General features: G+C 75.3%; 2 protein-coding genes. Both read right to left on the reverse strand.

Translation table 11 applies throughout. The annotated features are described in order from the left end of the window. Positions 1 to 56: 56 nt before the first annotated feature. Positions 57 to 1,610: a hypothetical protein gene (locus tag ACFZBX_RS14905; RefSeq protein WP_391534155.1), complete on the reverse strand. Its 1,554-nt coding sequence runs from the start codon at positions 1,608 to 1,610 to the stop codon at positions 57 to 59. Positions 1,611 to 1,716: 106 nt separating this feature from the next. Continuing rightward, positions 1,717 to 24,303, reverse strand: a complete 22,587-nt coding sequence (locus tag ACFZBX_RS14910; RefSeq protein WP_391534156.1) for an EndoU domain-containing protein — start codon at positions 24,301 to 24,303, stop codon at positions 1,717 to 1,719. Between the last annotated feature and the right edge of the window lie 32 nt (positions 24,304 to 24,335).

Consider the following 24,335-nt stretch of genomic DNA (forward strand, 5'->3'; position numbering starts at 1 on the left):
CGTCCTCTCCTGGGGGTCTTCGTCGGTCGTCGGGGGTGGGGCGGTGGCCGGGGCCGTCAGGACGCGGTGCAGTCGGCGCGCACGGCGGAGGCCGCGATGTGCGCCTTCTCGGTGGCGGTGCCGGCCCAGTCGAGGCCGCGCGAGTGCAGCATCACGGCGATCTTGCCGCCGCTCACCGGGAACGGCTGCCCCGCGCTGACCCACTGCCCCCGCTTGTTGGTCTGGTTGACCGAGAAGTCGCCGATCGTGCCGCTGCCCGGCGTCGAGGTGTTCTGGACGGTGTAGTAGGCGGGCGCTCCGCCGACCGCCTTGAGGTCGGAGTTGTTGGGCACGTAGACGGAGATCGTGCAGCTTCCGGCCGTGACCGGTGCGGTGGAGAACGTCCAGACCACCGAGTTGCTGCCGTCGTCCTTGGTCGCCGAGCCGGACATCGGCATCGACACGTACTTGCCGTTGCAGCCCGAACCGCTGAAGCCACCGGCCGAGTTGGTGGTCCAGCCGGTGGAGCCCTGCTCCCACCAGCCGTGCTGGGCGTAGGCGACCGAGGAGGTGCTGCAGTTGGAGCCGCCGATGGCGCTGTAGGTGGCCTTCGCCGCCGCGGGCGGCGGCGGGGCGGGCTGCTGGGTGGTGGGCTGCGGGGCCGGCTGCTGGGGCGCCGGCTGCTGCGGGGCGGGTTGCTGGGGCGCCGGCTGCTGGGGAGCGGGCTGCTGCGGGGCCGGCTGTCCGGCGGCGGGCTGCTGGGGCGCCGGCTGCTGAGCGGCGGGCTGGCCCGCGGCCGGCTGCTGCTGGGAGACCGGCTGGCCGGCGGCGGGCTGCTGGGTCGTCTTGGCCTTGCCGCTCTGCTGCGTGCCGTTCACGGGCGCCTTGGCCACCGGCGCGGTCCCGCCGGCCGGCTGGCCGCCCGGGACGGCCGGGACGGCCGGGGTGCCGGGCGCGCCGTCGAGGGCGATCCCGGGGACGGTGGCCGCCGCGTCGGCGGGCGGCGCGGTGGCGGCGCCGGGGTCCCCGGTGACCGGCGGGTCGGTGGGTACCGGCGTCGGGGCTCCGTCCGTCGGCGGGCCGGTCGGCACGGGCGGCGGGACGTCGTCGATCTCCGGGCCCTCGACGAGGTGGGTGTCCGGCTGGTTGACGCCGAGGTTGTCGCCCCGCTTGTCCTTGTCGGCGCCGTCGGTGAGCAGGAACGGCAGGCCCATCAGCACCACGCCCGCCGTGGCGGCGGCGACCAGCGCGGGCCGCCTGAACCGGGGGCGGCGGGACGGTTCGACGGGCTCCTCGCCCTCCAGGTGCTCCGACCCGGCGACGACCGGCTCCAGCGCCCCGGGCTCCTCGCCCGGGCCGAACCCGGGGTCGGGCTCGGCGGCGACCGCGAGCGCGATCGGCGGGACGGCGGCGGCGGACGCCTCCGGCGTCACCGGCCCGTACTCGGGCACGGCGACCTGCTCGGTCGGCGCCTCCGCCGTCGCGGGCGCGGCCGCCACGGCGGCGGCAGCGGCACCGGTCGTCGGTGCCGCTGCCGCCTCCTCCTCCATCTCCCAGTCCATCGACGGCAGTTGGATCCCCGCCGTCCCGCCCCGAGCCTCGTTCCCGCCCGTACTCGTGCTCGTGCTCACCGCAGTTCCTCCGGCCTCGCATGCGGTCCCTGTCGACAGGACCACCCGGCCGACAGGACCTCGGGTGCTCCCACTCCGTCACTACGGCCGGGCCCGGCCGCAGGGTTCACACGCCCTCCCCGCCGTTGCCGTCCAGCTGCGTCAGGGTGGCGAAGATGCTGTCCTCCAGGCTGCCTGCGGTCTCCAGGGGCGGGTGCTGCGGCGGCCCGCCGCCCTCCTGCGGCGGCAACGGCGGCAGCGGCCGCGGGGTGTTCGCCGGGGGCGTCGGGTTCCCGAGAGGCGTGTTCGTCAGGGGGAGGTTCGCACCCTGGGCGTAGAACGGGGGCGCCTGGAGCTCCACCCAGGAGTCCTCCGACCGCTCGCTCCGGGAGTCCGTCAGGTCCGAGTCGACCGACGCGTTGTCCGACTCGTCGCCCAGCCGCTCGCCCGGGTGCTGGTAGAACTCCTCCTCGCCCTCGTACAGCCGGGCCGTCCGCCAGGACGTGGCCGAGACGTCGCGCCCGTGCGGCTGGTCCGAGAAGTCCTCCTCCTCGCCCTCGTACAGCCGGGCCGTCCGCCAGGACGTGGCCGAGGCCTCGCGCCCGTGCGGCGGATCCGTCAGGTCCGGTTCGACCGACGGGTTGTCCGGTTCGTCTCCCGGCCGCTCACCCTGGTTGCGGTCGCCCGAAGCCTCGGGCTCGTTGGGCAGGTCCTCCGAGGCGTCGCCGCGCAGCGAGGAACGGGAGGAGCGCGAGGACCGGGAGGAGCGGGAGGACAGCGAATCGTCCGACACCTCGTCGGCCCGGCGGCCCGGGGGCACCGGCGGCAGCTGCTCCAGGTGCTCCAGGTGCTCGGACTGCTCCCGGCGCGGGGGCGGGGCCGGAGCGATCACTTCTGCGTCCGGGACGTCCGTCACGTTGTTCTCCGGCCGGCCCTGGGTCAGGTCCTCGTTCACGGTCTCGTTCACGGTCAGGTCGTGATTGACCTCCTGATTCAGGTCCTGGTTCACCTCCTGGTTCACCTCCTGATTCAGGTCCTGGCTCACCTCCTGGTTCAGGTCCTGAACCGCCCCGCCGTCCACCGGCTCGCGCCGCACCGTCGTGGTCGGCTCCTCCGCGTCCGGCGGCCTCGTGCCGATCCGGAAGGAGTGGACGGCGCCCCGACCGGCCTGCGGCCCGGTGGTCGGGCCGGCCACGACGACCATGTCCACCTCGTACGCCAGCTCCCGGGCCAGCCCGCGCAGCCGCTGCTCCAGCGCGCGGGCCTCCCGCGGGGCCCGGCCCGTCGGCACGTCCAGGGCGACCTCGACCAGGTGCGGCCGGCCTTCCCCCTCCGCCCGGAGGACGGTCGTCCGGAACTCGCGGAGCAGCGCGGACATCGACGTCGCGTCGCCCGCGACGACCCTCAGCCTGACGTCCGGGACGGTCGGCCGGTGCAGGGTCAGGTCCGGCTGCCGCTCCGTCGGCGCCCGCGGCGGCTCCGGCTCCCCCTCTCCTTCCTGCGGCCGTCGCCGCAGCCGCTCCTGCTCCGACTGCCGCTGGGTCAGGACCTCCCAGTGGGCGTTCAGGTCCCCTGCCGACAGGGCGTCGTCCGCGCCGGCCAGCTCGACCAGGTCCTGGAGGCGGCGCCGCTCCACGGGCGGCACCGACCGGCGCCCCGCCGCCTCGCGCAGGCGCTCGAAGGGCGGGCCGTCCGCCCCGGCCCCGGCGAGGTCGATCAGCCGGTCCAGGCCCTGCAGCCAGCGCTCACCCCGCTCGCCCGAGACGGTGAGCGACTCGGGGAGCAGCTTGCGGGCGACGTGGCCGACCCGCAGGAGCCGTGCCTGGTGCTCCGCCTCCCCGATGTCCAGCACCAGCGCCCGCGCCACCGAGGGCAGCGCGTCCTTCGGCGCGCCGTGCAGGCGGAGTTCGCCCTCCCGCGTCTGCTCGTTGAAGCGCAGGAAGGCGTTGTGCGGCACGTCGGCCCTGGTGGTGTCGCTCGCGGGGATGTCGATCTCGACCGCCATGAGCTCCTTGCGGGACAGGGTCTGCCCGTCCTTGTGGTAGACCACCTCCACCTCGACGAAGCCCCGGTAACGCGCCGTCGTGGTGGCGATCTTGGCGTTGTTGACGACCTGGCCGCCCTCGACCGTCTCGATGTCGGTGCGGTGCTCGTAGGCGTTGTCGACGTAGAGACCGCCGCGGAGGGTGGCGACACCCACCCCGAACGTGTCGGGGCTGACGGCGCCCGCGGTGGCCCGGTTGGCCACGCGGAGCGCGCGCTGGGCCCGGATGCCGTCGGTGACGGAGGTCGTGTTGGTCGGGTTGGACTCCGTCCGGCTGTCGGTCTTGATGAACTCCAGTTCCTTGACCTTCGTCCGGACCTCCACCCGGACGTCGCCCGCCAGGTCGGTCCGGCCCACCACGAGGGTGGAGTTGCCGGGGCCGTCCTTGAGGGTCGGCTCGTCGGGGCGCGGGGGCACCGCGCCCCCCTCCGAGGTGTCCGGGGTGTGCGGCGTGACGAGCCGGCTGGCGAGCGCCACCGGGTCGATCATCCCCTCCACCATGCCCCGGACCCGGTCCCAGTTGCCCGTTCCCAGGAACGCCTCGGCGCCCTCCGTCAGCTGCTGCCGCGCGTGCGGGGTCATCCCGACCGCGCGCACCACGTCGGTGTCGACCAGCCCGTGCGTCCACACCCGGGCGGGCGGCACCTGGGCGCCGGGCGCGGCGGTGTCCTCGACGACCGGCAGGTCGTCGGTCAGGGCCCGGCGCAGGTCCGCCCCGCGCGGCGCGGTCGAGGCGTCGAAGACCTTCTCCGGGTTGCCCTGCGGGTCGCCCGGCACGTTCTCCCGCGTCTCCGCGACGTCGATGACCACGTCCATGCCCAGCTCACGCCGGAAGTAGGCCCGCTTGGTGACCATGACGAGCCGGCCCTCGGTGCTGACCAGGTCCTTCCACTCGACCGAGAAGTGCAGGTTCGCCTCGCCGGTGAAGACGTTGCCGACCGGCTTCACCTTGGTGGTGTTGCCGGAGCCGGTGCGGTTGGACCAGGTCTCGCGGGTGCTGCTGCCGGAGGACACGGCCAGCGTGTCGCCCACGTAGAACAGGCCGGTCGAGACCGCCACGCCGCCGCGCACCTGGTGGCTGGAGCCGGTGCCGCCGCCGGTCGCCCCGTCGGCCGCCGAGTGGCCGTGCTCGACCTGGGTCCCGGTGTTGAACTCGGTGGTCGTGGTGTTCCCGGTGTGGGCCAGCCGCCTGACGGACGCGCCGATCCTGATGGTCGCGCCACCGTCGGAGACCACCAGCTCCCGGCCCGACATCATGGTCTTGAGCTGGTCGTGCAGGCTGTCCGGGCTCAGCGCGTCGTACAGCTTGTGGCGCAGGCCGGACCTGCCCAGCCCGTGCAGCCACTTGTCCACGTTCCGCCCGCCGAACTCCCCCGGGTCGTCGCTCCCGCGCAGGACGGCCTTGCCGAAGTCGGCCGCCGCCTGCCCGGCGTTGCGGGCGCCGGGCACGAACACGTTGGTGACCACGTCGGAGGAGCCGAGCACGTGGTCCTGCCAGATCCGGTCCGGGACGGTGCGCAGGGTGTCCGCGGTCGGCGGGTCGTACTGCGGGGTGACGACCTCCGCCTCCATCGTGATCGGGTCGAGCCTCGTCGTGCTGGGGATCAGCCCGCCCGTCCAGCCGTGGATCTCCACCCGGTAGTCGACCACGGCGTCGGACACCACGGCCGTGGAGACGTTCTTCGCCCGGTTGACGGCGGTGCCGGAGCTCTGCAGGTTGCCGCCGGTGGAGGACTCGTGGCGGTAGGAGTAGTCGCCGGTCACCGTCACTCCGGGACCGCCCCCCTGTTCCTTCCGCACCCGGCCGGTCAGGCCGAGGAGGCCGGTGACCCGGTCCCGGATGTCCCGCATGACGCCGTGGCCGGTCCGGTTCTGGGTCCCGACCTCGAACTCGGCGCCGTTGATCGTGTACTTGACGACGGGTTCCGACTGCAGCGCCGCCCGGACGACCACCTCGGCCGACCAGCCCAGGCCGGCGACCGGCACCTTGAGCACCCCGCCCCGGGTGAGCTGGGACAGCTTGGCCTGCATCGCGGTCGCCCCCAGCTCCGCCCGGAGGGTCCGATCCAGCGAGTCGGAGATCCCCCCGCGCCACTGGAAGCGGTCCTCCAGCGCCTTGCGGACGTCCCGGAAGAGCCGGTCGCCGCCCGGCGTGCCCTCCTCGTTCTTGAAGGACACCACGGAGGCGGCCCCGAGCTCGTTGCGCGGCAGGACGGTCAGGTCCTCCGTCGCCGCCCTGGTGTGGGCCTTGACGCTGTACTCGGTGCTGATGTCCCCGGTGACGGGAGGCGTGTCGTGCAGGCCGCCCTCCAGGACCACCGTCAGCCTCATCGTCCCGCGGTGGACGTCCTGTTCCTCCCGCAGCTTGCTGTTCGCGTAGAGCTTGTCGTTGGCGTCGGACCGGACGCCGCCGCGGACCCTGATCTCCTGGCTGAGCTGCACCTGCCCGGCGGGCATCTCCCGGACCGGGGCGTAGCCGACGGCCCCCTGCTTGATGTCGAACCTGCTGGTGTACCGCTGCTCGGTGGTGAACGAGCCGGACTCGTTCTGCCGGCTGAGGTCGGCGGCCTTGCTCCGCCGGACCAACTGCGTGTCGACCAGCTCGGCCCTGACGGTCACCTTGACGCCGCGGTCCGCCAGCGCGGCGAGCGCGCCGGTCAGCTTGTCCCGGTCGAAGGCGGTCAGCTGGAACTCGTCCCCGCGGCTCATCGCGCTGAGCTTGGAGGCCAGCGAGGGCTGGGTGACGGCCTGCATCACCTCGGTGCGGATCTGCGGCCAGAGGCTCCCGTACCGCCGCTTCCCGGCCTCCTCCAGCCCTTGCCGCACCTGGTCGAGCGGGCCGATGTCGCGGATGACGGCGGACTCCGGCAGGCGCACCCGCCCGGGCACGGGCGCCGCCGTCACCTCGTTCACCAGCAGGTCGGACTGCGGCATCAGCGTCCGGAACCCGAGCGGCACCTGGACCGGGTCGCCCAGTCGCTCGTCGCCCTTGTGGACCACCACCTCCAGGTAGCCGTCGCCGTCGAGGACCGCGCCGTTCTCCTTGGTCTTGGTGGTGACCGCGGTCTCCAGCGTGCGGCCCGTCACCACGACCTTGTCCTTGCCCCACCGCTTCCCGAAGCTGGTGGCGACGTTCAGGTCGTCGGTGCCGAGCCGTCCGCCGCCCTGGAGCTGGAGGAAGCCGGTCACCACCTTCCGCCGGAGCCTGGTCACGGCCGAGCCGGCGCCGGTGTTGAACTCGGTGTCCTTGGTGGTCGCCACCAGGCGCATACCGAGGCTGGCGGCCTTCACCTCGGCCCAGACGTCGCTGCCGGGCACCCGGACGATCACCGACTCGCCGTTCGTCAGGCCCTTGAAGTCGTGCTGGAGGCGCCGGAAGCCGAACTCGGCCACCAGCCGGTCCGACAGGGCGCTGCCGTGGAACCCCAGCGCCTCCTCGGCCCGGGCGATCCGCTCGGCGGCCGCCTTGTCCCGGTCGGCGCGCTCGCGGAGCGCGGCGGCGCCGAGGGCGGCGTCCTCCTCGGGGGTCCGCTCGCGGACGGTCCGCTCGTGGACCTCCTTCTCGTCGAGGACGCTCCGGCGCAGGGCCTCGACCACGCCCACCATGGCCTGCCGGTGCGTCGGCAGGTCGTCGGTCCGCAGCGGGCCCAGGTTCCCCAGCTCCGTGGAACCGCCGGCGAGTTGGTGCGCCGCGGGGCGCACCTGCGGGGCGCCCTTGACGTGGACGTCCAGCATGATGTTCGAGGAGTGCAGCCGCTGCTGGGCCAGCAGCGCCGGGTCGAGCTCGCCCAGCAGGTTCGCCCGGATGTCGGAGTCGGCGGGGGGCCGGGTCTCTCGCTGCGGGATGCCGACCTCCAGCGGCGTCGTCAGGAGCCGCGCGTCGGCCGGGTCCAGCCGGGGCGGCAGCGACTCGGTCTCCCGCCTGCCCTTGGGCTGGTAGCCCACGTCGACCAGCAGCCTCCCGCGGAAGACCTCGGTGACCTCGGTGGTCTTGGCGCGCGAGAAGAACTTCGAACTGGTCGTCAGCTCGTCGGAGCGTGCCCCCTCGCGGTTCACCCCGAAGGCGTCCAGCGCCGCCCGCATGATCTTGAAGACGTCGCCCCGCCCCTGGACGCCGGCACCGGCCGAGTGGCTGCCGCCCTTGGTCTCGCCGAGCGTCACCACCCGGTCGCCGCCGCCCTCGTACTCGAACTTCGCCTTCCGGGTGTGGTGCACCAGGCCCGCCACCTCGCCGCGCAGGGTGACGGTCCCCTGGTGGGCGTCGGTCCCGACCGGGATGTGCAGGACGTCGCCGCGCGACAGCGCCGACACCAGGGCCCGCAGGCTGGTGCCGCTGAAGACGCTCTCGGCGAGTGCCCGGGCGAAGGACGCCCGGTTCGGCGTGTCGGCGGGGAGGGCCTCCTCGATCTTCTCGCCGATCCTCCTGACCAGCACGGTGTCCGGCTCGCCGAGGCTGGTCACCATGTGCGCGCCGGAGAGCACCCCGCGGTCGAGCACGGACCTCGGCGGCTGCGGGCCCGGGTTGACGACGGTCTCGGCGTTGATGTTGGTGGTGGTGGTGTCGACGTTGGCGTGGACCGGCGCCGGGACGATCGTGAGGTTCTCGTTCCCGCCCGGGAGGCCGGAGTTCTCGCCCCCGGCCGAGAGGGCGGAGCCGTCGTTGCCGTCCCGCGCGACGCGCTTGCCCTCGCGGATCTCCTCGGCGCGGCGGCGCTCCGCCTCCAGCTGCGCGTGCGTCTTCAGCTCCTCCTCGGAGTCATCGGAGTCCTCCGAGTCCTCGTCCCGCCGACGGGTGACGGCCTCCTCCTCGTCGGCCGGGTTCTTCGACTCCTCCTCCCGCAGGAGGCGCTCCCGCTCCTGGCGGCGCTCGGCGGCGGCGACGGTCGAGTAGCCCTCGCGCTCGTCGTGGTCGAGCCGGACCCGGCGGCCGTCCGCGGGGCCGAACTCCGACACCTGCGCGTGCCCGTTCCGCACCTCCACCAGGCTGACCCGCAGGTCCAGCGCGGCGGCCGTGAGCACGGCGAAGGCGTCCCGCACGGCGCGCGGGTCGTGCACGCCGTCCCAGCCCTGCTCGCGCCAGGCGGCGAGCTCCCGGTACAGGTCCTCCACGAAGACCGGCCAGTCCGCCGGCTCGTTCCCCATCCGGCGGGCCCAGGCGGTGTACAGCTCGTGCGCCTCCCGCCCCAGCTCCGGGTTCTCCCGGAACCGCGTCTCGACCAGCTCGCGCAGCACCCGCTCGGCGGCGTCCGGGTCGGCGTCCGGCCGCCCTGCCTCGTCGTCCCCGAACAGCCGGCGCAGCAGCCCCGAGTCGTCCTCGACGAGTGCGCGCAGCATCGGCGCACCGGCCGGCTCGTCGTCCGGCCGGACGGTGTTGCGGGCGACGGCCTCCAGCAGGGGGTGCCCGTCCGCCGGCGCGAGGTGCGGCACAGCGGCGTGGCCGGGGCCGGAGGTGTGGGACGGTCCGGCGGCCGGCCCGAGCGGCGGCACGTGGAGCTGCGGGAGCTCCCGCTGGTCGCCGATGCCCCGGTAGGCGGTGATCCGGCCGTCCACGACCTCGACCTCCAGGAGGACGCCGTGGAACTCGTCGTGGATCACGGCGGTGTCCCGCGGGCCGACCCCGTTCCGGTCGACGAGCTGCGTCACGGCCCAGCGCGCGTCGCGGTCGGTCCATTCGCGGGGCAGGCTCTGGTCGGCGGGCAGGCCGCGCGGGTCCAGGTCCAGCGCCTCCCGGGTGAACCGGAAGTCCATGGCGCCGACGGCCCGCCGGGTCTGCGGGTCCGTGCCGGCGGTGACGGCGGGCGGCCGCTCGTCCGGCCGCGGCGGGCCGGGTTCGCGCAGGTCGGCGGGGACGCGCGGGGCGCCCTCCGCGGTGTGCAGGTCGGCGAGCACGTCCACCCGGGTGGGGGCGGACTCCTCCAGGCGGGAGGCCGTCTCGTTGAACACGTCCAGGTCGTCGCGGTGGGCGAGCGGGCCGAGGAGCAGCCGCAGGCTCTCCGCGGTGTCGACCACCAGCAGGTCGGCGGGCTCCGGCAGGGAGTCCCGGTCGACGATCACCCGGGCGTAGGGGTCCGGATGGTCCTCGTGGAAGTCCAGGCGGACGGTGACCAGCGCCTCCGGCATCCCGTCGGCGTCCGCGGTCTCCCGCACCCGCTCACGGACGTAGGCGTCCACCCTGCGCTGGAGTTCGCCGGTGGCGGCGTGCCGTTCGGCGGCGGTCAGGTGGCCGTCGACGGTCACGTTGACCGGGAGGGTGATCTCCAGGCCCAGCTGCCCGGAGTCGAACAGCACCCGGGAGACGGTCAGCGGGCTGCCGTCCAGGTCGAGTCCGGTGCCCCGCAGGGTGTGCCGCACCCGCCGGTCGTCCCAGGCCCGCAGGGGCGGCGCGGGCTGCTCCCCGGCCGGACGGTGGGCCAGGTGGGCGCCCTCGCGCGAAAGGCCCTCGATGCGGACGCCGTCGGCCTCGCCCACCCAGTAGTACGTCCGGCCGTCCTCCAGGTACACCCGCCGCTCGTGCGGGACGCCGTCGTGCGCCTCGTCGACGCGGGTCAGCAGGTCCGCGGAGGACCAGTCGCGCGGGTACATGGTGCGCAGGCCGTCGTCGTCGTCCCGGACCCGCCAGCGGGTCGGGAAGTCGGCCAGCGGGGAGGTCGGTGCGACGGTCGGGTCGAGGAAGGCCGCCCGGGCCCGGTAGGTGCCGTTGTGGGCGGGGGGCTCGGTCTCGACGATCCGGGCGCCGTGCGCCCGCAGCGCGTTCTCCCGCTCGGACGGCCGCAGGTCCAGTTCGTGGTGCAGGCCGGTGAGGTGCTGCCGGTCGCCGTAGTGGGCGATGTCCTCGGCGCGCTGGCCGAAGGTCCCGTAGGCCCGGGCGGGGTCCTCGGGGGACGGGCGGTGGGGCGCGTTCAGCGGCGGGTCCGCGTCCGGCTGACGGTCCGACGGGCGGAACGAGAGGAACGCCTTGCCCCGCACCTCGCCCTCGATCCGCACCCCGGCGTACTCGCCGGTCCAGCGGTACCGGCTGCCGCCCAGCGCGACCACCTCGCCGGTGCGCAGCGCGTGGAGGTAGGCCTGTTCGGCCGCGTAGACCGCGTCCTCGCCGGTCCAGTTGCGCGGGAACATCCTGCGGTGGCCGTTGCCGGACACCAGCAGGTCGTCGGCGGCGGCCGAGACGCCGTCCAGCCGGCGGGGCCGGGGCAGGGTGGCGCCGGGCTCGGCGGAGAAGTCGGCGACCACGACGCCGTTGCGCTCCACCCGGACCACCCGCTCGGGGGCGGTGCGGTCGGCGCCGGCGGGCGGCAGCAGGTGGCCGCCCGGGTTGCGGGTGTCGCCCTCCAGCGAGGACCGCAGGGCGTCCAGGCCGAACCTCGCCCGGCGCGGCAGGTCGTGGACGACCGGCCCGGCCGGGTCGGCGCCGAGGGCGCGTTCGATCGCCTCGCCCAGCTCGCGCAGGTTCTGCGGGGCGAGTGTGAACCGGATGTCGGTGTCGTCCGAGACGATCCCGGCGTCCTGGTCGAAGCGGACCCGGTCGTTGCCGGCGTGGGTGCCGCCCATCAGTCCGCCGTGCGGGTACACGGGCCGGGGGCGGATCTCGTGGGCGACGACCGTGACGTCGCCGTCCTCGTCCGTGGCGGTCTCCCGGACGCGTCGCTCGCGGTACTCGTCGGGCAGGCCGAGCAGGTGGCCGAACTCGTGGGCCAGCACGGTCCGGTCGGTGTCCAGGCCCCAGAGGCCGGAGTGCTCGCGGATCCGCTCCCCCGGTGCGGGGGCCCGGACCTCGACCTCGTGGTGCGCCCGGCCGGGGTCGTCGACGAACTCGACCCGCACCACCAGGACGTCGCCGTCGGGCAGGCGGTGCCCGGTGTTGTAGTACTCGTCCACGCCCTGCCGGGTGCGCTCGCGCAGGTCGCGCAGCGCGGTGCCGTGGTCCTGGCCGGCCGGCAGGCCGGAGGTGTCGAGGTGGATCCGCACCACGACCTCGACCGCCGGGGTGCCGTCCACCAGGACGGCGCGGCCGGCCTGGAAGCCCCGCAGGCGGGTGGCGGTGCTGCTGTGCCGCGCCGGGTCGGCGGGCGCCTGGACCTCCACGGTCCGCAGGACGCGGGCGATCGCCAGGTTCGGCGCCGGCGCCTCGTACGCCGGCCGCACCGTCCCCGGCGCGCCGTCCCGGTCCGGGTCGGGGAGCGATTCCATGTCCACGGAGCGGGTGTCGGACCCGTCGTCGGACCCGTCGTCGGACCGGGTGTCCGGGCCTTCGTCCACCGACCGCATGTCGTCGTCGGTGTAGTACTCCATCTCCTCGTCCTCGGAGCCCCGGTAGAGGTCCATGGCCTCGTCCTCGGAGCCCTGGTCGCGGCCCGGGGTGACGGGCCAGGTGTTCCCGTCGTGGCCGGGGGTCCGCGGCAGGGAGGCGCCGTCGGAACCGGGCGTGGCCGGCCAGGCGCCCTCGTCGCCGCCCGGCGTCGTCGGCCAGATGTCCCCGTCGTAGCCCGGGGTCCGCGGCAGGGAGCCGTCGTCGGAGCCCGGCGGGTCGGGCGCGAACAGCCGCTCGGCGGGGCCGGGGACGACCGGCCCGCCGGTGCCGCGCTCGGGCAGCCGGACGGTGAGCTGGGGCGGCGGGGTGTGGCCGTCGACGAGGGCGAAGTCGACGATCCGGTACTGCTCGTCGCGCAGCACCGTGATCTCGGTCCCGGCGAACCGCACCCGGACCCGGAACCCGCCCTCGACCAGCTCCTCGTCCCCGGTCCGCCGGCCGTTGGCGGCCGCGAAGAGCCGCTCCGCCGCCGTCCACTCCCGTGGCAGGCCGCGGCCGGCGTCGGCCCGCAGATCCGGGCTGACGTGGCCGTCCGGCACCGGGTTGAGGGACATCGCGGAGATGGTGACGGGGCGCCGGCCGGCCCCGGGGGCGGCCGGCTCGGCGAGCGGGGCGGACCTCGGCGCGTCCGGCGGCAGGACGACACCGGGCTGCTCGTCCGCCGGACGGTGGATCAGGTGCCGGCCGTCCCGGGTGATGCCCTCGATCCGGACGCCGTCGTTGCTGACGCCGGTCCAGTGGACGGCGCCGTTCACCCTGCGGTCGGTGGCCCGGTCGCGGTTGTGGTGGGCCTCCTCGACGGCGTCCAGCACGTGGTCGGCGTGCCACTCCCGCGGGTAGAACATGTTGGACTGGCCGTCAGCGCGCACGTGCCAGCGGGACGGGAACGCCTCCGCCTGGGCCCGCGGGGCGACCACCGGGTCGAGGAACCAGACCTGGGCGCGGTAGGTCCCGTTGGGGTGGGCGGCGAAGGCGGCCCCGATCCGGATGCCGCGGCGCTGGCCGGCCTGGTCGACCCGGGAGACGTCGCCGTCGCCCGCCCAGGACCGCTCCGGCGGCTGGTGGTGGACGCCGGTGAGGGTCTGCCGGTCGCCGTAGCGGACCAGGTCGGCGACCCGCTGGCCGAAGCCGTCCGGGAAGGGGTGCCACGGCAGGTGCGAGGCCGCGCCCAGTCCGCTCTGGTCGTCGGACGGGCGGAAGGCGACGATCTCCGGGGCCTCGACCCGGTGTCCGCCCGCCCGGCGCTCGACCCGCAGGTCGACCCGGCCCTCGATCCGCACCCCGCCGTACTCGCCGGTCCACGTCCAGGAGTTCGAGTCGCGCGCGGTGAACGCCTCGTCGCCCCGGCGCAGCGCGTGCTGGTAGGCCTGTTCGGCCGCGTAGACCGCGTCGTCGGCCGACCAGTGCTCCGGGAACATGGTGCGCCCGCGGGCCCGGGCCGCCGCCGACACGTCCAGCTCGCCCGCCGGCCCGGCCGCCTCGGCGCCCACGCCGTCGGCCGGTCCGCCGAAGACCCGGAAGGTGCCGTTGCGGTTCTCCGAGCCCGGGATCCGGGTGGGCTGCGGCCGGTCGGCGCCGGGCGGCGGGTACAGGTGGCCGCCGCCGTCGCGCCCGCCGCCGAACGTCCGCCGGCCGGTGCCGTTGAGGTCGCCGTACAGCGCCAGGCGCCGGGCCTCCGCGTTCACCCGGGGCCGCGGCGGGCGGGTGCCGTCCCCGGCGGGTCCGCGGTCCGCGCCGAAGGCGGTGTCGATCACGGAGCCCAGCTGCCACAGGTTGCGCGCGCGCAGCACCGGCCGGGCGTCGGGGACGCCCGGGACGGACGCCCGGTAGTTGGTGTCGACGGCGGTCCGGTTGCGGCGGTCGCGGGTGTAGGAGCCCATCAGGCCGCCGTCGAGGGAGATCGGGCGGCGGCGGTCGAGGCGGGCGTTGCTCTCCCGGTACTCGTCCGCCAGCCCGAGGTGGTGGCCGAGCTCGTGGACCAGCACCACGGCCGGGGTCTTGAGGTCCCATTTGTCATGGTTCGCCCGGATCGCTTCCGGGTGGACCTCGACGGTGCGGTGCGCGTCGGCGGGGTCGCGCACGAACTCCACCCGCACCCGCAGCCGGTCGCCGCTGGGCAGCCGCTGGTCGCCGTTGTGGATGTCGGCCATCCCGGCGCGGGCCCGGTCGACCAGGTCGTCGAGCTGCCGCACGGCGTGCGGGTCCGCCAGGTCCAGCCGGCTGACGTCCAGGTGCACCCGGAGCGTCACCACCGACTCGGTGTCGCCGTCGGCGAGCCTGATCCGGCTCACCGCGAACCGCTGGAGCTCGCGGGCGTCCAGGGCGTGGTCGAAGGGGTCCGTCGGGGGACGGACCTCCCTGGTCCCGAGCACCTGGTGCGGCTCGGGCCGGCGCCCGGTCAGCTGGTCCGGCAGGCGCTGGTCCGGCTGGCCCCAGAAGTCGGAGATCCGGCCGTTCTCGATCCGCACCGTCAGCCGCACCCCGGCGAAGGTGCCGTGGCGCAGCTCGGGCGCGGTGGTGCCGCCGGGCGGCACCGGTCCGGCCGGGACGCGGTGCGGCGAGCCCGCGACCACGCTCGCGGCGTAGCGGGCCTCGTCGGCGGTCCACTCGCGCGGCAGGTTGCGGCCCTCGGCCGGGTGGTCCCACACGGCGGCCGCGAAGAAGCGCCGCCGGCCGTCGAGCATCGCCTCGCCGGACACGGTGCGCGGCGCGGCCGGCGCCTGCGGCTGCCGCTCGGAGGCGAGCACCTCGGCCAGCCGGTCGGTGCCCGCGGCCTCGTGCAGCCGGGGCAGGGCCTGCTCGACGGTCGGGTCCTGCCCGGGGACGAGCCGGACCTCGGCGGCGTCGGCGTCCCGGGTGAACTCCAGCCGGAGCTCCAGGCGGGTGGCGCCGCCTGCCTGATGGCCTTCCAGGTACTCCTCGGCGGACGCCCGCAGCGCGGCCTCCGCCCTCCGCAGGTCGGCTCCGGTGGTGTCCTCGCCGCCCACCAGCCGGACCCGGGCGGTGACCCGCAGGACCTCCGAGCCGTCGAACATGAGGTCGCGGCGCAGCCGCACCGGGCCGAGGCCGTTCAGCTCCACGTCCTCGCCCCGGCGGGCCGTCGTCGCGGCGGGGCCGTGGTAGTCCGGGTTGTCGTAGCCCTGGTACGGGGCCGGGCGGTGGTAGTAGAGGGTGCCGTCGGGCCCGAACCGGCCCTCGATCCACAGGCCCTCGGACTCACCGAGCACCACCCGCGAGCCGTCGCCCTCGTGGCGGGTGAGGACGGGGTGGTCGAGCGCGGCGGTGACGTGCGCGGCGAGTTCGGCCTCGCCCCAGTGCTCCGGGTAGTACACCGTGCCGGGGTCGAGCGCGGAGCGGTGCCAGCGGGTGGGGAACTGCGCGGCCGGGGCGCCCCGGCCGACCGCCGGGTCCAGGTGCACGTCCGCGATCCGCACCGCGCCGCCGGGCAGGGTGGTCCGCAGCTGGTCGCCCGCCGGGGCGGGCGGCCGGCGCGGGGCGCCCGCCACCGTGCCGTCCAGGTCGGCGGACTGCCAGGCGGAGGGGCCGGGGCGGCGGGGGGCCGTCTCGGAGGTGGTGTGGTACGGCGTGCCGGGGTCCGGGACGAACGGCGGGACGTGCAGCTGCGGCAGGTCCCGCTGGTCGCCGACGCCGGTGACCCGGACGATCTGGGCGTCCTCCACGTGCACCTCGACCGTGACGTCGCCGATGGTGCCGCGGACGATCTCGGTCACGGTCGCGCCGTGCCGGCTCTCGTGGTCCTCCAGGACCCGCAGCGCGGCCCAGCGGCTGTCCAGGGCGCTCCACTCGTGGGGCAGGCTCCGGTCCGCCGGCAGGTCGCGCGGGTCGGCGGCCGCGGCCTCCTCGCTGAACCGCACGTCCAGGTTGGCCAGGAGCCCCACGGTCCGCTGGTCCCAGCCGGGGACGACGGCGGGCGGCTGCTCGTTCTCCCGCAGCGGGCCGGGTTCGCGCAGGTCGGTGGGGACGCGCGGCCCCCCGTGCACGGCGAGCAACTGCTCGACCGGGGTGGCCACGGCGCTCAGCTCGCCGGTCATTGCGGCGAACACGTAGTGCCGGTCCTCGACGGCCAGCGGGCCCAGCAGGGACTCGGCGTCCGACAGGCCGTCCGGGCGCAGGACCATCGAGGAGAAGACCTCGGCCTGCGGGGGGTCGAAGTCCAGCCGGACGGTGACCAGCCGCGGCGGCATCCCGTCGGGCCCCACGGCCTCCCGCATCCGCTGCTGCACGAAGTCGTCCACCCGGCGCTGCATCTCGGCCCGGGCGAGCCCGGGCAGGTGGGGCGGCACCGGGCCCTGGACGACCGTGCGTACCGGCACGGTGATCCGCAGGCCCTCCTGCCCGGAGTCGAACAGCACCCGGGCCACCGACAGCGGCCGGGTGCCCAGCCAGACCCGGGTGTCCGGGGAGCCGCCCACCTCCCGCCTCGGCTGCCACTGCGTCATCGGCTGGATCTCGGACGGGCGGTGCGCCAGGTGCAGGCCGTCGCGGGAGAGCCCCTCGATCCGGACGCCGTAGGCCTCGCCCGCCCAGTGGTAGGTGCGGCCGTCCTCCCGGTACACCCGCCGCTCGTGCGGGACGCCGTCGTGCGCCTCGTCGACGGCGTGCAGCAGTTCCTGGGCGCTCCAGGTCCGCGGGTACATGGTGCGCGCGGTCCCGGTGCCGCGGAACCGCCAGCGGGTCGGGAAGTCGGCGAGCGGGGAGGTCGGTGCGACGGTCGGGTCGAGGAAGGCCGCCCGGGCCCGGTACGTCCCGTTGTGGATCGGCGCGCTGGTCTCGACGATCCGGGCGCCGTGGGCCCGCAGCGCGCTCGCCGCACTGGCCGGGTCGAGGTCCAGTTCGTGGTGCAGGCCGGTGAGGTGCCGGCGGTCGCCGTAGCGGGCGATGTCCTCGGCGCGCTGGCCGAACGCCCCGAACGGGCCGTCGAGGTCGGGGCGGTGGGGGGCGTTCAGCGGCGGGTCGACGTCCGGCTGACGGTCCGACGGGCGGAACGACAGGAACTCCCCGGCGCGCACCTCGCCCTCGATCCGCACCCCGGCGTACTCACCGGTCCACCGGTACCGGCTGCCGCCGAGCGGAACGACGTCGTTGGTGGCCAGCGCGTGCAGGTACGCCTGCTCGGCCGCGTACGTCGCGTCCTCGCTGGTCCAGTTGCGCGGGAACATCCGCCGCCGCCCGGTCCCGGGGACCAGCAGGTCGTCGGCCGCCGCGGAGACGCTGTCCAGCCGCCGGGGCCGCGGCAGGGTGGCGGCGGACTCCGACGAGAAGTCCGCGACCACGACGCCGTTGCGCTCCACCCGCAGCACCCGCCCCGGCGCCGTCCGGTCGGAGCCCGCCGGCGGCAGCAGATGGCCGCCGGGGTTGCGGGTGTCACCGAACGTCGAGGTCTGCAGGGCGTCTTGGCCGAACGCCGCCCGGTGCGGCAGGCCGTGGACCGGCGGGGCGGCCGGGGCGGTGCCGAGGGCGTCCTCGATCGCCCGGCCCAGCTCCCGCAGGTTCCGCGGCGCGAGCGCGTAGTGCAGGACGGTGTGGTCCGACATGAGCGCCGTGTCCTGGTCGAACCTGACCCGGTCCCGGTGCCGCGAGCTGCTGCCCATCAGACCGGCGTCCCCGGTCACCGGCCGGGGGTGGATCGCGTCCTCGACGACGACGGTGTTGCCGTACGCGTCCACGGCCGTGGTCCGGACGCGCCGCTCCCGGTACTCGTCGGGCAGGCCGAGCAGGTGGCCGAACTCATGGGCCAGGGTCCGCGCGGTCGAGCCGAGGCCCCACTCGTCGTGCGCCTCCCGGACGACGCCGTCGAGGACCTCGATCCGGTGGTGCGCCCGGCCGGGGTCGTCGACGAACTCGACCCGCACCACCAGGACCTCGCCGTTCGGCAGCCGGTGCCCGGTGTTGTAGTGGCGGTCGATGCCCTGCCGGGCGCGCTCCCGGAGGTTCCGGACGGCCAGGTCGCGGTCCGGGACGCCGGCCACCGCGGTGGTGTCGAGGAACAGCCGGACCAGGACCTCGGCCGCGGGGCTGCCGTCCACCAGGACGCCGCGGGTGGCCTGGAAGCGGCGCAGCAGGGTGGAGTCGCTGGTGTGGCGCGCCGGGTCGGCGGGCGCGCGGACCTCGACCGGCGCGTCGAGCGCGGCGAACCGCAGGTCCGGCGCGGGCGCCTGGTGGGCCGGGCGCGGGCGCTGCGGCAGGGGCTCGTCGAGGTCCATGTCCCCGGCGGCCCGGTTCCCGTCGCCGAAGGTGCCGTTCCAGGCCATCGGCTCGTCGTCGGAGATGAGGTCCAGCGTGTCCGCGTAGGACACCTCGGACATGTCGCCGTCGGACCCCCCGTCCTCGTTCCCGTCCCCCTCCGCGTCCTCGTCCTCGTCCTCGCTGCGACGCGAGGAGGTGTCGGAGCCGTCCTCCTCGTCCGGGTGGAACGGCGCCCTCGGCAGCGGGTCCGCCCCCTCGGGGGCCTTCGGCTTCCGGGTGCCGCGCTCGGGCACCCGGACGTCGAGTTGCGAGGGCGGGGTGTGGCCCTCCGCGAGCGAGAAGTCGGTGACCTTGCCGTCCGCGTCCCGCAGCACCGTGATCGCGACACCGGCGAAGACCACCCGGCCGCTCGTGCCGCCGTCGTCGAGCACCGTGTCGTCGCCGGTCCTCCGGCCGTTGTGCACGGCGTAGCGCTGCTCCTGCGCCGTCCACGGCGCGGGCAGGCCGCGGCCTGCGTCCGCGCTCAGGTGCGGGCTGAAGACGTCGGCGGGCACCGTGCCGGGGGGCATGCCGGAGGTGACGGCCGGACGCCTGCCGGTGCCGGGCTGCCCGGGCTCGGTGAGCGGGGCGGAGCGCGGGGCGCCGGCCGGGCGGACGACGCCGGGCTGCTCGTCCGTCGGACGGTGCACCACGTGGCGGCCGTCGCGGGTGATGCCCTCGATCCGGACGCCGCCGCCGGTGCCGGTCCAGTGGACGGCGCCGTCGACGACGCGGTCGCCCGCCCGGTCGCGGGTCGTGTGGGCCTCGTTGACGGCTTCGAGGACCCGCGCGGGCCGCCAGTGGTCCGGGTAGAACATGTTGAGCGGGTGGTCGGCGCGCTTGAACCAGCGCGAGTCGAACTTCGCCATCGGGGCGGCCGGGTTCACGGCCGGGTCGAGGTACCAGACGGTGGCGCGGTAGGTCCCGTTGGGGTTGACCTGTGAGCGGTTGCCGATCCTGATGCCCATCCGCTCGCCGGCCAGCCTTCCCTCGGGGGAGGCCGTCCCCGCGTCCCCGGCCCGGTTCGGCGGCTGGTGGTGCACGCCGGTCAGGGTCGTGCGGTCGCCGTAGCGCAGCACGTCGGCGCCGCGCTGGTCGAAGGTGTCGGGGTGCGGGTGCCACGGCAGGTGCGGGGCGGGGCCGAGCCCGCCCTGGTCGTCGGACGGCCGGAAGCCGACGATCTCCGCCACCTGGACGGGGCCGCGCGGGCCCTGCTCGGTGCGGACCTGGATGCGGCCGTCGATCCGCACCCCGCCGTACTCGCCGGTCCACGTCCAGGAGTCCGGGCCGGACTCCGTGAACGCCGCGTCGCCCCGGCGGCGGGCGTGCTGGTAGGCCTGCTCCGCCGCGTAGGCCGCGTCGTCGGCGGACCAGTGCTCGGGGAACATGGTGCGCCCGCGGGCCCGGACCGCCGCCGAGACGTCCAGTTCGCCCGCCAGCCGGTGCAGGCCGGCGCCCACGCCGTCGGCCGGGCCGCCGAGGACCCGGAAGGTGCCGTTGCGGTTCTCCGACCCCGCGATCCGGGTCGGCCGGGGATCGCCGGAGCCGGGCGGCGGGAACAGGTGGCCCCCGCCGTCGCGCCCGCCGCCCGGCAGCCGCAGGCTGTCCCGGTGCAGGCCGCCGTGGAGCGCCAGGCGCAGGGCGTCCGGGTTCATCCGGGGCCGCGGCGGGTGGGTGCTCTCCGGACCGGGCCCCCGGTCGGCGCCGAAGACCTGGTCGATCACGCCGCCCAGCTGCCGCAGGTTGCGCGCGCGCAGTACCGGCTTCGGGTGGGCGGTGACCGGGCCGCCGGGCAGGTTGTCCATGTCGGTGACGGTCCGGTCGAACCCGTCGCGGACGTAGGAGCCCAGCAGCCCGCCGTCGAGGTAGACCGCGCGGAGCGGGGCGCCGTCGGAGCGCTCGCGGTACTCGTCCGCCAGCCCCAGCATGTGGCCGAGCTCGTGGGCGGCGACGACGCCCGAGGTGTTCAGGCCCCAGTTGCGGTAGTCCTCGCGGTCCTGCTGGGCGTGGACCTGCACGGTGTGGTGCGCCTTGGCCGGATCGGCGACGAACTCGACCCGTACCCGCAGCCGGTCGCCGCTGGGCAGCCGCTGGCCGATGTCGTAGACGTCCGCGATCCCGGTGCGGGCCCGCTTGACCAGGTCCTTGAAGCGCTTCGCGGTGTCCTGGTCCTTCAGGTCCAGCGCGTTGGTGTCCAGGTGCACCCGGACGGTCACCAGCGACTCGGTGTCGCCGTCGGCGTGCCTGATCCGGCTCACGAGGAAGCGCTGGAGGACCCGCTCGTCCATGGTCCGTTCGAGGGCGTCCTTGGGCGGGCGGACCCGGTGGGTGCCCAGCACCTGGGGCTGCTCCGCCGCGGGCCTGGCCAGCTGGTCCGGCATCCGCTGGTCCGGCCGGCTCCAGAAGTCGGTGATCAGCCCGTTCTCCACCCGCACCGTGAGCTTGACCCCGGCGAAGGTGCCGTGGCGCAGCTCGGGCGCGGTGGTGCCGCCGGGCGGCACCGGTCCGGCCGGGACGCGGTCGGCCGAGGCCGCGACCACGCTCGCGGCGTAGCGGGCCTCGTCGGCGGTCCACTCGCGCGGCAGGTGGCGGCCCCGGGTCGGGTTGTCCCACGCCGACGGCGCGAACTGCGCCTGCCGACCGGCGAGCATCCGCGCGGCGCCGGTGACGGTCTCCGGGGGCGGGGGCGCCTGCTGCCTCAGCGCGGCCAGGGCGGCGGCCGGTCCGTCGGCGGCGGCCCGCTCGTGCAGCCGCGGCACGGCGTGCTGGAGGGCCGGGTCCTGGCCGGGGGCGATGCGGACCTCGGCGGCGTCGCCGTCCTGGGTGAACTCCAGCCGCAGCCGCGCGCGGGGGCCGTCCGCCCCGGGTCCGGCCGTGAACTCCTCGGCGGCCCGCTCCAGCCTCGCCCGGGCGCGCAGCAGTTGCTGCTGCGTCACGTCCGGGTCGCCCACCAGCTTGACCCGGGCGGTGACTTCGAGGGTCTCCGCCCCGTCGTGCATGAGGTCGCGGCGGACCCGGACCGGTCCGAGGCCGGGCGGCCGGAGTTCCTCGCCCCGGGAGGCCGTCAGGGTCCCGGGGGCGTCGTAGCGGGGGTTCCGGAGCGACTGGTACGGGTCCGGGCGGTGGCCCAGGAGGCTGCCGTCCGGCAGGTACATGCCCTCGATCCAGACGCCGCCCGAGCGGCCCAGCCGGTACTGGATGCCGTTCGCCTCGCGGTGGAGGAACGGGTCGGCGAGCGCGGTGGTGACGTGGTGCCGGAGCTGGGTCGCGGTCCAGGCCTTCGGGTAGTAGACGGCGCCGGGGTCGAACACGGAGCGGCTCCACCGCGAGGGGAACGCCGAGGCCGGCGCGCCCGGTTCGACGGCGGCGTCCAGCTCCGTCCGGTGGACGCGGACCGTGCCGTTGGGCAGCACCTCCTGCCACTGGCCGCTCCCGGGGGCGGGCGGGCGGCGCGGGGCGCCCCTGAGGGTGCCGTCCGGTTCGGCGGGGTGCCAGGGGTTGTCCGGGCCCGGCCGGACCGGCGGCGCGGCGGTGTCGGCGGCGGTGGCGGGCGGCGGCACGGGGGCGGCGGCGTCCGGCTGCGGCTGCGGCGTCCTCGGGAGCGAGTCGGCGCGGTCGCCGGGGGCGGGGGCGGTCTCGTCGGCGCCGAGCGTCCGGGGGCTCGCCGGGAGGTCGTCGGAGCCGGTCCGGGGCGGGGCGGGCGGCTCGGGGTGGTCGGTGTGGTCCGTCGCGCGGTTCGGGGCGGTGTCCTGGCCGAGCAGCGTCGAGGCCAGGCTCGCGGTCTGCCGCGGGGCCGGGGGCGCCGGCTCCTGCACCGTGTGGCGGCCGGTGCCGTCGGTGCCGGCCGGCAGGTCCTGGGTGGTGCGGTCGGCGGTGTGGCCGGTGGAGGAGGTGGGGACCCGCGCGGAGGAGGTTGCGGTGGCGGTGGCTTCCGTGGTGGTGACGGTGGCGCCGTCCGTCGTGGCGGCCCGCCGACGGGGGGCGGTCAGCGCGTCGCCCGAGGACTCGGTCGACACGGGGGGCACCGCGCCCGTACGGCCCGGGGTGCTCCGCTTCGGCGCCTCCGAGGCCTTCTGGTCCGGCGCCTTCTGCTCGGCGCCACGCTGCTCGGTGGGCCGCTGCTCGGTGGCCCTCTGCTCAGTGGGCCGCTGCTCCTGCACCCGGTGCTCGGACTCCTGCGTCGGCGGCTTCGGAACGACGATCGGCGCCTCGTCCGACTCGACCTTCACCGGCGCCCCGGCGGAATCCTCGTGCACCACCACCGTCGGCCGGTCCTCGGTGCCGCCGACGGTCCGGGTGGCCGCCTCCTGCGCGCGCTCCTGCGCCAGGAGGTCGACGTAGGGCAGCAGTTGCTGCATCCACTCGGCGACCTCGGGGTCCGCCGGCGGGGTCTTGATGTTGACGCCCGAGACCTGCGACAGGCCCTTCGCGACGTCCTCCAGCGATTCGATGCGGTGGGTCCGGGCGAACTCGAAGGCCTCCGGGTGGCCCATCCTCGGCACCGGGAAGGGCACGATCTTGCCGGACGCCATACTGGCCAGCGCGGCGAAGGTGATCGGGTGGTGGAGCGGGAAGTACTTGGACGCCCCGGCCGCGACCGTCTCGAACTGGGTCCGCTGCACCCAGTCGGCGTAGCGGTGCATCAGCGGCGCCGCGCCGAGGTGCATGACGTGGCCCATCATCGCGGTCATCATGCCGCCGACGAAGCTGCCCGCGGTGACGGTGAACTCGTGGTTCTCGCCGAAGATGAGGTTGTAGAAGCCCTCGCTGAGCACGTTCTGGACGCCGGACTGGATGTAGTTGCCGAACCCCAGGCCGAGCTGGAACATCTTGTTGCCCTGCGTCAGTCCGTCGGCGAGGTCGGGCAGGTGCTTGCCCAGGGCGCTGATCTGGTGGGCGGTCAGGCCCTTCCCGGCGTCCTGCTTGAGGACGTTGTCCAGCGCCTCGGCGAGGCCCTCGCTGGCCGCTCCCCTGAGCTCGACGGTCTGCCGGGCCTTGCCCACCCACTTCTCGGCGAACTTCTCGCCCAGCTCCCGGCCGAGCGCTCCGGCCTCCTTCTTCCCGAGCTGCTCGCCCAGGTGCTTGACGAAGGTCTTCTCCATCCCGGAGACGAAGGTGTCGCCGAGCGAGCCCTTGGTGGTCTTGCCGAAGCCCGCCTGCAACTGCTCGGCGGAGGCCTCCATCAGGCTGCCGAGGTCCCGGGCGAAGGCCCTGGCCTGCGACTTCTTCAGGGCCTCGTCGGCGAGGCCCTTGGAGGTCTCCTTGCCGACCACGCCGAGCGAGCCCTTCTCGCCGGACTTGGCGGCCGCCTCGGCGGCGGTCTTCAGCGTCCCCTTGAGGCTCTTCAGCTCGCCGTTGAGCAGGTAGTCGCTGAGCTGGTCCGCGAGCAGCCGCCCGCCGCTCCTGCCGAGCATGCGGCCCAGCAGCTTGCCCAGGCCCAGGCCGAACAGTTCGAGCGGGCCGCCGAGCACACCGCCGATGACGCCGAACAGCACCGCCTGCTTGGTGTACTCCTTGTCGATCTCCTTGCGGTTGCCCTGGCCGATCTGGAGGTTCTGGATGATGCCGTCCATCAGCAGACCGCCCACGATGCCCGAGAAGGTGTGCATCGCGATGGTCTTGAGCAGGTACTTCATCAGGGCCGTCAGCGCGGCCTTGGTGAGCAGCTTCTTGAGCACCAGCCCGGAGAGGCTGGCGCCGAAGCTGAACGGCGCCCAGAAGATCGCCAGCGCGATCTCGACCAGCAGCTGCACCAACTGGGCGATGGCCATCCACTTGGTGTACTCGACCGTGTTGGCCACGTTCCCGGCGCAGTCCGCCAGCGCCTTGGCGGTCCTGCCGGCCGCCGTGACGTAGTCGTCCCCGCCGGTCCGGCCGATGAACGAGTTCATCTGGTACGCGAAGGAGGTCGCGGCCTGGCCCTTGAACTGCCGGGCGCAGGAGACCGCCACCTTCTCGATCAGCGCCCGCAGCTCGGGCATCTCCTTGGCCAGCTGCTCGTAGGCGTCCCGGACCTCGCGCAGGTCGCCCTCACGGATCTCCGGCCAGGGCATGCCGGTGATGATCGTGAAGAACCGTGCGGTCGATTCGTTGACCTCGATCGAGGAGTGGGCCACGGGAACTGCCTGCCGTTTCCGGTCGGTGCGCG

This window comes from Kitasatospora sp. NPDC008115 (genome assembly GCF_042957205.1).
GTDB lineage: Bacteria > Actinomycetota > Actinomycetes > Streptomycetales > Streptomycetaceae > Kitasatospora.